This window comes from Mesorhizobium sp. M1E.F.Ca.ET.063.01.1.1 (assembly GCF_003998155.1).
Lineage (GTDB): Bacteria > Pseudomonadota > Alphaproteobacteria > Rhizobiales > Rhizobiaceae > Mesorhizobium.
This window is the reverse complement of record NZ_RZSC01000202.1, coordinates 1-8,950: the sequence shown is the minus strand read 5'-3', so window position 1 is coordinate 8,950 and position 8,950 is coordinate 1. Positions and strand designations below refer to the sequence as shown.

Annotated in this window: 10 protein-coding genes; 5 read left to right on the top strand and 5 right to left on the bottom strand. The window is 64.5% G+C overall.

Annotation, left to right across the window (positions count from 1 at the left end; genetic code table 11):
- The 3 genes from EOA29_RS16280 to EOA29_RS16270 form a co-directional block, all read left to right on the top strand.
- The coding region (locus tag EOA29_RS16280; RefSeq protein ID WP_127221146.1) for an SDR family oxidoreductase at positions 1-756 on the top strand (756 nt) is incomplete at its 5' end.
- A 203-nt stretch (positions 757-959) separates the two neighbouring features.
- A complete protein-coding gene (locus tag EOA29_RS16275; protein WP_126092090.1) occupies positions 960-1,604 on the top strand; it encodes a TetR/AcrR family transcriptional regulator in 645 nt (214 codons plus the stop codon).
- A gap of 166 nt (positions 1,605-1,770) precedes the next feature.
- Positions 1,771-2,007 carry a DUF680 domain-containing protein gene (locus EOA29_RS16270; RefSeq protein ID WP_126092089.1) on the top strand — a complete coding sequence of 79 codons (237 nt, stop codon included), beginning with the start codon at positions 1,771-1,773 and terminating at the stop codon, positions 2,005-2,007.
- A gap of 78 nt (positions 2,008-2,085) precedes the next feature.
- Here the strand turns inward: EOA29_RS16270 and EOA29_RS16265 are convergent, their stop codons facing one another.
- The 5 genes from EOA29_RS16265 to EOA29_RS16245 form a co-directional block, all read right to left on the bottom strand.
- Entirely contained in the window at positions 2,086-2,310 is a 225-nt protein-coding gene (locus tag EOA29_RS16265) for a hypothetical protein (RefSeq protein ID WP_126092088.1), read from the bottom strand.
- A gap of 89 nt (positions 2,311-2,399) precedes the next feature.
- Positions 2,400-2,981, bottom strand: a complete 582-nt coding sequence (locus EOA29_RS16260; protein WP_126092087.1) for a sarcosine oxidase subunit gamma — start codon at positions 2,979-2,981, stop codon at positions 2,400-2,402.
- Positions 2,974-5,982, bottom strand: a complete 3,009-nt coding sequence (locus EOA29_RS16255; protein WP_126092086.1) for a sarcosine oxidase subunit alpha — start codon at positions 5,980-5,982, stop codon at positions 2,974-2,976. The genes EOA29_RS16260 and EOA29_RS16255 overlap by 8 nt, the downstream gene beginning before the upstream one ends.
- Positions 5,979-6,275, bottom strand: coding sequence for a sarcosine oxidase subunit delta (locus EOA29_RS16250; RefSeq protein ID WP_059184503.1), 297 nt, complete (start codon positions 6,273-6,275; stop codon positions 5,979-5,981). Before EOA29_RS16250 ends, EOA29_RS16255 begins: the two co-directional genes overlap by 4 nt.
- 80 nt (positions 6,276-6,355) lie before the next feature.
- Complete coding sequence (locus tag EOA29_RS16245) at positions 6,356-7,609, bottom strand: sarcosine oxidase subunit beta (protein ID WP_126092085.1); 1,254 nt, start codon at positions 7,607-7,609, stop codon at positions 6,356-6,358.
- A 33-nt stretch (positions 7,610-7,642) separates the two neighbouring features.
- Here EOA29_RS16245 and EOA29_RS16240 point away from each other — a divergent pair, with 33 nt between their 5' ends.
- Together EOA29_RS16240 and EOA29_RS16235 are read left to right on the top strand one after the other, a co-directional pair.
- Complete coding sequence (locus EOA29_RS16240) at positions 7,643-8,191, top strand: YrdB family protein (RefSeq protein WP_245468478.1); 549 nt, start codon at positions 7,643-7,645, stop codon at positions 8,189-8,191.
- Positions 8,192-8,295: 104 nt separating this feature from the next.
- The coding region (locus EOA29_RS16235; protein ID WP_127221145.1) for an SDR family oxidoreductase at positions 8,296-8,950 on the top strand (655 nt) is incomplete at its 3' end.

Here is an 8,950-nt window from a genome sequence, read left to right as displayed (position 1 = left end):
ACCGTGCTGATAACCGGTGCGACCGGCGGCCTCGGCAGCGGCGCCGCCAAAGCCTTCGCCGCTGAAGGCGCGCGGCTTGTCCTTTCCGACCTCGACGAAACGGCGCTCGGCGATTTCGCGGCGACGCTCGGCGCCGAAACCGCGTTCCTTGCCGGCAACATTGCCGACGAGAGGCTCTCGGAGGATCTTGTGAAGCTGGCCGTCGAAAAGTTCGGCCGGCTGGACATTGCCGTCAACAATGCCGGGATCGTGCACGCCTTCGTGCGCCTGCCGCAGGTGACCTCGGAGGAAGCGCGCCGGGTGCTGGAGGTCGATCTGCTCGGCGTCTTCTACGCCATGAAGCATCAGATCCCGCAAATGGAGCGCCAGTTCAGGGAGAGCGGCAAGGGCGGCGCCATCGTCAACGTCGCCTCGGTCGCCGGTCTCTCCGGCGCGCCGAAGCTGTCCGTCTATGCCGCCGCCAAGCATGGCGTCGTCGGGCTGACGCGCTCCGCAGCGGTCGAATATGCCAGCAAGGGGATCCGCATCAACGCGGTCTGCCCGGCTCACACCAGGACGGCGATGGTCGACGGCTTCGTGCGCTCCACCGGCGCGCCGGAAGCCGAAGCCATCGCCGAACTCACACGCGGCGTGCCGATGAAACGGGTCGGCGAAGTCGACGAGATCGTAACCGGCATCCTTTATCTCGCCGATCCCGCCAACTCCTTCATGACCGGCCACGCTCTCGCACTCGATGGCGGCATCGGGGCCATCTGAGCAATTCCAGGAAAAGTGTTTTACGGTTTTCCGTCCGGAATTGCGTCTGACAAAGCGCAATTCCAGGAAAAGTGTTTTGCGGTTTTCCGTCCGGAACTGCGGTAGATAGAAAGCGGACGTTGGGGAACCGTCCACTCCCTTGCCCGTTGCCGTACAGCGTATATAATTTCGTAAGGCAACCAATCACAAAAGGCAGACGGACATTGGCGCTGAGCGTTCAGAAACGCCGCGAAAAACAAAAAGCCGAACTTCGCTCCGAACTGGTCGACGCGGCCCACAAGCTCGTCCAGGAAGAGGGCTATGAAGGGCTTACCATCCGCAAGCTGGCCAAGCGTGTCGGATACGCGCCGATGTCGGTCTATTCCTATTTCGCCGATAAGCAGGACATCCTGTTCGCGTTGGCTGAGGACGCATTCGAGACGCTCGCACGGCGCATCGAGGAGCATCCCTCCGACGATCCGATCGAGGCGCTGCGGGCGGTGATGACAGAGTATGCCGCCTTCGGGCTCGGCAATCCCAATGAATACCGAACCGTTTTTATGACCGAGAAGACCCGGCTGCCGGAAGGCCGCAGCTACGAGGACATGGAAGAGGGCAACCCGGCGATGCAGGTGCTGATAAGCAGGGTCGAGGCCTGCGTGGCCGCCGGCAAGCTCAAGGGCGACCCGCGCGCCATCGCGACCATGCTGTGGACCGTCGGCCACGGCACCATCTCGCTGCTGATCACCTTCCCCTTCTACCCCTTTGGCGACCCCCAGGCCTATGTGAAGCGCATGTGCGACTTCATGCTGGCCTCCTTGTCGGCGCAGGACATTCCTCCGCTCACCGAAACGCCCGTCAACTGCTGACCGGCATCGCGGTCTAGCTCACGTCGATCGCTTGATTCACGGGGGCGAATTCCTACGTTCAAGAAAAGTTGTCGTACACGTACAAACTCCCCCTTGAATTCAGCTTCCGTTAACCGTATATGTACGGCGTATCGTACATGTACGAAAAGATTACCGGAGACGGAAGATGAAAAAGACGATTCTCGCGCTTGCGACTGTGCTGGCTTTCTCGGGCGCCGCTTTTGCCGGCGCGGACCAGCCGGCCAAGCACGGCCCGGCGGCCTGCGCTCAGACTAAGGCCAATGTGACGCTCGACTGCACGGCGACCGGCTCGGTTGAAAAGCCGGACGCCAGCAACACCCAGGCAACCAAGGGCCCGCGACTCGGTATCGACGTGGATCCGTGGTTCGTGCCCGGCCTCTGAACACCGCAAGCGGAAACGAAAACGGGCGGCACTTGGCCGCCCGTTTTCGTTTATACCGGCGCTCTCGAAGCGAACGTTTTATCTCTTGCGCTGTTTCTGTCGCGACACTGTCTTGGCTTTGGCCGGCTTCGCAGGCGCACCCGTAATCGAAGTGCTGGTGATCGAAACCGGATCGCTGGCCGGGAATGTGTCCTCGAGGCCTTCCTCAAGTTCCTCATCCTCGATGTCGTGATGCTGCTCCCGCTCCAGTGAACGGACCGCCGCGGTCTTCTTGGGCGACTTCGGCGCTGATTTGGATAGCATCGGCCTTCTCCCTCGCTAGTCGCAAACAACGGGGACGGATCGGCGATGGTTCCTGCGACGCCGCCTCTGGTTAACGGCGGTCAGGAAAATCAGTTCGCCGCGTCGCTTGCCGCTTCCGACAGCAAAGTAAAGACATAGTCCGAGAAGGAACGCCAGCATTCCACCCGGAAGGCATCGGCCGCCATGCGCGACAGCACGATCTCGGACTTGCCGAGAATGGTGCGCGACGCCGCACCCACCGGGAACGCCTCGAGCGACAGGTCCTGCGGGCAGCCGGAATTGACCGTCACCGCGGCCGCCGGCCCGGCGACCGAGATGGCGACATTGCGATGCGAGATGCCGACCGCCGAATGCAGCGCCGGCGCCTTGGCGCAGTCGGCCAGCGGATCGTTTCCGGCCTCATCGATGATCAGCCACTCGTCAGGCCCAAGCCACAAGGCAGTGCGCCCGCTTTTTGCCGCCGAAGTCTTCGGCTTGGTCGGCAAGGTCACGCCGAGCGCCTTGGAAAGGGCGGCGAGCGAAGCCTCCGGCGCGCGCAGAGAGATGCGTTCGGCCGGCGGCAGGATCTCGACCTTGACACCTGGCGCCGACGTCACGCGGCCAGCAAGCGCTGGACGCCGCTCGACGGAAGGTGAAGCAGCGGCTTTTGTCTTGACGGCAGCCTTAGCCATTGAGGCGTCCTCCCTTCTCGTCGACGAACACCGTGCCGGTGACCTCCACCTCGATCGTGCCGTTCGGCATCGGCACGTAGAGCGTCTGACCCATGCGGTCGCGGCCGCCGGCGACCAGCGCCAGCGCGATCGAGTGCCCGCAATTCTCCGACCAGTAGCTGGAGGTGACGTGACCGATCATCTTCATCGGGATCGCCTGTTTCGGATCCGCGACGATTTGCGCGCCTTCCTCCAGCACCACCTTCGGATCCTTGGTCTTCAGGCCGACCAACTGCTTGCGGCCCTTGGCGACCAGGTCGGACCGCATCATGCCGCGGATGCCGACGAAGTCAGTCTTCTTCTTGCCGACCGCCCAGTCGAGCCCGGCATCGTTCGGCGTCACCGTGCCGTCCGTGTCCTGGCCGACGATGATGTAGCCCTTCTCGGCGCGCAGCACGTGCATCGTTTCGGTGCCGTAGGCGGTCGCGCCATGCTTCCGGCCTTCGGCCCACAGCGCTTCCCAGACCGCCTCGCCATAGTCGGCCGGCACGTTGACCTCGAAGCCGCGCTCGCCGGTGAAGGACATGCGGAACAGCCTCGTCGGCACGCCGCAGATCTTGCCCTCGCGCACCGACATATGCGGCATCGCTTCGTCGGACATGTCGATGCCCTCGACCAGCGGCGCGATGATCTCACGCGACTTCGGACCCTGCACCGCGATGACCGCCCACTGCTCGGTGATCGAGGTCAGCCAGACGTTCAGATGCGGGAACTCGGTCTGGAGGTAATCCTCCATGTGGTGCATGACGCGCGGCGCGCCGCCGGTGGTCGTCGTCACATGGAAGCGGTCAGGCGCCAGCCTGCCGACGACGCCGTCGTCATAGATGAAGCCGTCCTCGCGCAACATGATGCCGTAGCGGCAGCGGCCGGGCTCCAGCTTCTCCCACGGGTTGGTGTAGAGCAGCTCCATGAACTTCGCCGCGTCCGGCCCGACCACCTCGATCTTGCCGAGCGTCGAGGCGTCGAACAGGCCGGCCGTCTTGCGCACCGTCACGCATTCGCGGTTGACGGCGGCATGCATGTCCTCGCCGGCCTTGGGGAAATACCAGGCGCGCTTCCACTGGCCGACATCCTCGAACACAGCGCCTTGGGCCGCCGCCCAGCCATGGGTCGCCGTCCTGCGGGTGGGATCGAAGAGCGCTCCACGCGCGTGTCCGACGATCGAGCCGAAGGTCACCGGCGTGTAGGGCGGGCGGAAGGTGGTGAGACCGACTTGCGGGATCGGCTTGCCCAGTGTCTCGGCGGCGATCGCCAGGCCGTGCATGTTCGAGGTCTTGCCCTGGTCGGTCGCCATGCCGTTGGTGGTGAAGCGCTTGACGTGCTCGATCGAATGCATGCCTTCATGCACCGCCTGGCGGATGTCCTTGGCGGTGACGTCGTTCTGGAAATCGATGAAAGCCTTGACGGTGGTGCCCGGTCCGGCGCCGGGGGCAGCGCCCAGCATGCCGCGCGACCAGCTTTCGCTGGCATCGACCTTCGGCTTGGCGCCCTTGCCCGTCTTGACGCTGGAATCCTTGCCGCCGGCCTCCTTCGCCGCCTTGACGCCCGCCGCATAGGCCTCGTCGATGGCCGCATCCAGCCCGTCGGTGCCGTTGCAGGCGCCGACCGACACGCAGTCCTGCGCGTAGGTTCCCGGCACGAAACGCCGCGTCTCCTCGTTGAAGGCGACCTTGCCGCGCGACTGCGAGAAGAGATGCACCGACGGCGTCCAGCCGGCCGACATCAGGATCGCATCGACAGGGATGGTGCGCTCGCCGCCGCCATTCTTCGGCTGCACGGTCATCGATGAGACGCGCAGCTTGCCGCCGGCGCGGATAACGGCGCGGCCGAAATTGATCTCGATGCCGAGGCCCCTCGCCTCGTCGATCATCGGTCCGGTGGGATTGTCGCGCAGGTCGACGATAGCGGCGATATTGACACCCGCCTTCTTCAAGTCGATCGCAGCCGCGTAGGCCGAGTCGTTCGCGGTATAGACGCCGACATTCCTGCCGACCGCGACACCATAGTGATTGAGATAGATGCGCGCGGCCGACGCCAGCATGATGCCCGGACGGTCGTTGTTGGCGAACACCATGTGGCGCTCGATGGCGCCGGTCGCCAGCACGACTCGGCTGGCGCGGACCTGCCACAGGCGCTCGCGCGCCAGCTCCCGGCCGGGGCTCTTGAGATGGTCGCTGACCCGCTCGACAAGGCCGACGAAGTTCTGCGCGTAATACCCAAAAGCAGTCGTGCGCGAAAGCACGCGGACATTGTCCATGGCCTTGAGCTTCGCGATCGCGGCTTGCGCCCAGGCATAGCCATTCTCGCCGTCGATTTTGGCGCCGCTCTCGAAGCGCAGGCTGCCGCCGAATTCGGCCTGCTCGTCGGCGAAGATCACCCGCGCGCCGGTTTCGGCAGCGGCAAGCGCGGCCGCAATGCCGGCGGCGCCGCCGCCCAGCACCAGAACGTCGCAATGCGCGTAGCGCGCCGCGTAGTGGTCAGGGTCCGGGCGGTCCGGAGAAACGCCAAGGCCCGCGGCCGAGCGGATCTGCGGCTCGTAAAGGCTCTTCCAGGCCGACTTCGGCCACATGAAGGTCTTGTAGTAGAAGCCGGCCGAGAACATCGGCGAGGCAAGGTCGTTGACCGCGCTGACGTCGAAGGCAAGCGAGGGCCAGCGGTTCTGCGAATTGGCGGTGAGCCCGTCATAGAGCTCCTGCACGGTCGCCCGCACATTCGGCGTCTTGCGTGTGTCGTCGCGCACGATCTGCACCAGCGCATTGGGCTCTTCCGCGCCGGCGGAAAGGAAGCCGCGCGGACGATGGTACTTGAACGAACGGCCGACCAGATGCACGCCGTTGGCGAGCAGCGCCGAGGCGAGCGTGTCGCCCTCGATGCCGACATAGGACTTGCCGTCGAAGCTGAAAGACGCGGTCTTCGCCTGGCTGAGGTGCCCGGCGCCGGGAATGCGGAACGCGGCGTTCATTTCGAGGCTCCAGGCAGCTTCGCGGGCTTCGGCTCGCCGGCCTTGTAGGTCATGACGAACTTGTCGGTGACGGTGTCGCGCACGGCGTTGAAGAAGCGCGCGCAGCCATGGATATGCCGCCAGCGCTCATAGATGACGCCTTTCGGGTTCGAGCGGATGAAGAAAAATTTCTCGAAATCGTCGTCGCTCTCGCCGGCAATGTTGGTCGAGCGCACGACATGCGCCTCGCCGGCATTGCGGAACTCGAGTTCCGGGCGCTCTTCCTCGCAATAGGGGCAGCGGATGAGAAGCATTTTCGGTCGATCCTACAATTCGCCATGGCCGACGCGAGCGCCGGCCGGTTGATCGCAAAGCCTCAGCAGAAATGTCGGCATCAGTGCGCCACCGCCGCCGCTGCCGCCTCGTCGATGAGACGGCCGGTGCGGAACCGCTCGAGCGTGAAGGGGGCGTTGATCGGGTGCGGGTCGTCCCTGGCGATGGTGTGGGCAAAGACATTGCCCGAACCAGGTGTCGCCTTGAAGCCGCCCGTGCCCCAGCCGCAATTGACATAGAGTCCCTTGACCGGCGTCTTCGCCAGGATCGGCGACCGATCGGGCGTCACGTCGACGATGCCGCCCCAGGAGCGCAGCATCTTCATGCGCGTGAAGATCGGGAACATCTCGCAAATGGCGTCGAGCGTGTGCTGCAGGATGCGCAGGCCGCCGGTCTGCGAATAGGAGATATACTGGTCGGTGCCGGCGCCGATCACCAGCTCGCCCTTGTCCGACTGCGAGATATAGGCGTGCACCGTGTTCGACATCACCACGCAGGGCACCACCGGCTTGACCGGCTCCGAGACCAGCGCCTGCAGCGGATAGCTCTCCAACGGCATGCGCACGCCGGCCATGTCCATGATCACCGATGAATGACCGGCTGCGACGACGCCGACCTTCTTGGCGCCTATGAAGCCGCGCGTCGTCTCGACGCCGGTGACCGCGCCATTGGCCGCACGCTTGATGCCGGTGACCTCGCAGTTCTGGATGATGTGCACGCCGCGCGCCGAGGCGCCGCGCGCATAGCCCCAGGCGACCGCATCGTGGCGCGCCGTGCCGCCGCGCCGCTGCAGTGCGGCGCCCATCACCGGATAGCGCGCCTCTTTGGCGATGTTGAGCGGCGGACAGAATTCCTTCGCCTGCTCCGGCGTCAGCCATTCATTGTCGATGCCGTTGAGCCGGTTGGCATGGATGTGGCGCTTGAACACCTGGACGTCATGAACGTTGTGGGCGAGCATCATGACGCCGCGCGCCGAATACATGACGTTGTAGTTGAGCTCTTGGCTCAATCCGTCCCACAGCTTCAGCGCATGGTCGTAGATGCCGGCGCTCTCGTCATAGAGGTAGTTGGAGCGGATGATGGTGGTGTTGCGGCCGGTGTTGCCGCCGCCGAGCCAGCCTTTTTCCAGCACCGCGACGTTGGTGATGCCGTGCTCGCTCGCCAGATAGTAGGCAGTCGCCAGGCCGTGGCCGCCGGCGCCGACGATGATGACATCGTATTCCTTCTTCGGCTCGGGCGAGGTCCATTGCTCTTCCCAACCCTTGTGGCCGCGCATGGCCTCGCGGGCAATGGCGAATACCGAATATTTCTTCACGTTGCAGGCCTCGCGCCAATATCTTTCGCGGATTTGCGGCCGGGCATCCCCGCCTCGGCGTGCGAGGAGTATCACTATCGAAACCGCGCTGCCATCCTTGCGCTGTTTGCGACGGCGCTTGCCGTTTTGCGCCGTGGTCAAAGCGAGAGGTTCGATCTGGCTTCCATGGCTGTCTTCAGCGACACTCCTGTTGCACGACGTTTGAGGATGATGATGGGTAACGCCTGGTGGAATCTGACCTTGCGCTTTCTGCTGGAACTAGCGGCGCTGCTTGGGCTCGGCATGGCCGGCTGGAGCCTGTCCGAAGGGTGGTGGCGCTGGCTCCTCGCCTTGGCCTTGCCGCTTATTGCAGCAGCGCTGTGGGGAACCTTCGCGGTTCCTGACGACCCAAGCCGGTCCGGCCGCGCGCCGGTTCCTGTGCCGGGCGCGGTGCGGCTGATGTTGGAACTTGTCATGCTGTTCGGCGGCGCCGCGGGATTCTATCTAACCGGCCACACGGCCGCCGGCATCATCATGGCTCTGCTGATCGCCCTCAGCTACGCCTTCTCACTGGACCGGCTGGGTTGGCTGTTGCGGCAGTAGGGCAATAGCGGCCTTTGCCGGTTTCGGGTGGCTCCGGCCTGTGCCATTTGCGACCAAGCATCCAACCGCCGGCAAGCTCGGCACAAAAGGAAGGATGCAGAGACATGTTCACCCTGACAAACAAAGTTGCCATCGTCACCGGCGCCAGCTCCGGCATCGGCCGCGCCACAGCCAGGCTGTTCGCCGAGCAGGGCGCCAGCCTGGTCGTCGCGGCGCGCCGCAAGGCCGAGCTCGACGCGCTCGTTGGCGAAATCGAGGAGGCTGGCGGCACAGCGATCGCACTTGCCGGCGACGTCCGGGACGAAGCCTACGCGAAGGCCCTGGTCGAACTCGCCGCAGAGAGGTTCGGCGGCCTCGACATCGCCTTCAACAACGTCGGAGCGGTCGGTCAGATGGGGTCGATTTCCGACCTTTCGCTGGAGGGATGGCGCGAGACGCTCGACACCAATCTCACCAGCGCGTTTCTTGGCGCGAAATACCAGGTGCCGGCGATGATCGAACGGGGTGGCGGTTCGCTGATCTTCACCTCCACCTTTGTCGGCCACACCGTCGGCATGCCCGGCATGACCGGCTATGCAGCGAGCAAGGCTGGCCTGATCGGATTGACGCAGGTGCTTGCCGCCGAATACGGCCCGAAAGCCATTCGCGTCAACGCGCTGCTGCCGGGCGGCACCGATACACCCGCGGCGACGTTCAAGACGCCGGAATCGCGGACATTCGTCGAAAACCTGCATGCCTTGAAGCGTGTGGCCCAGCCGG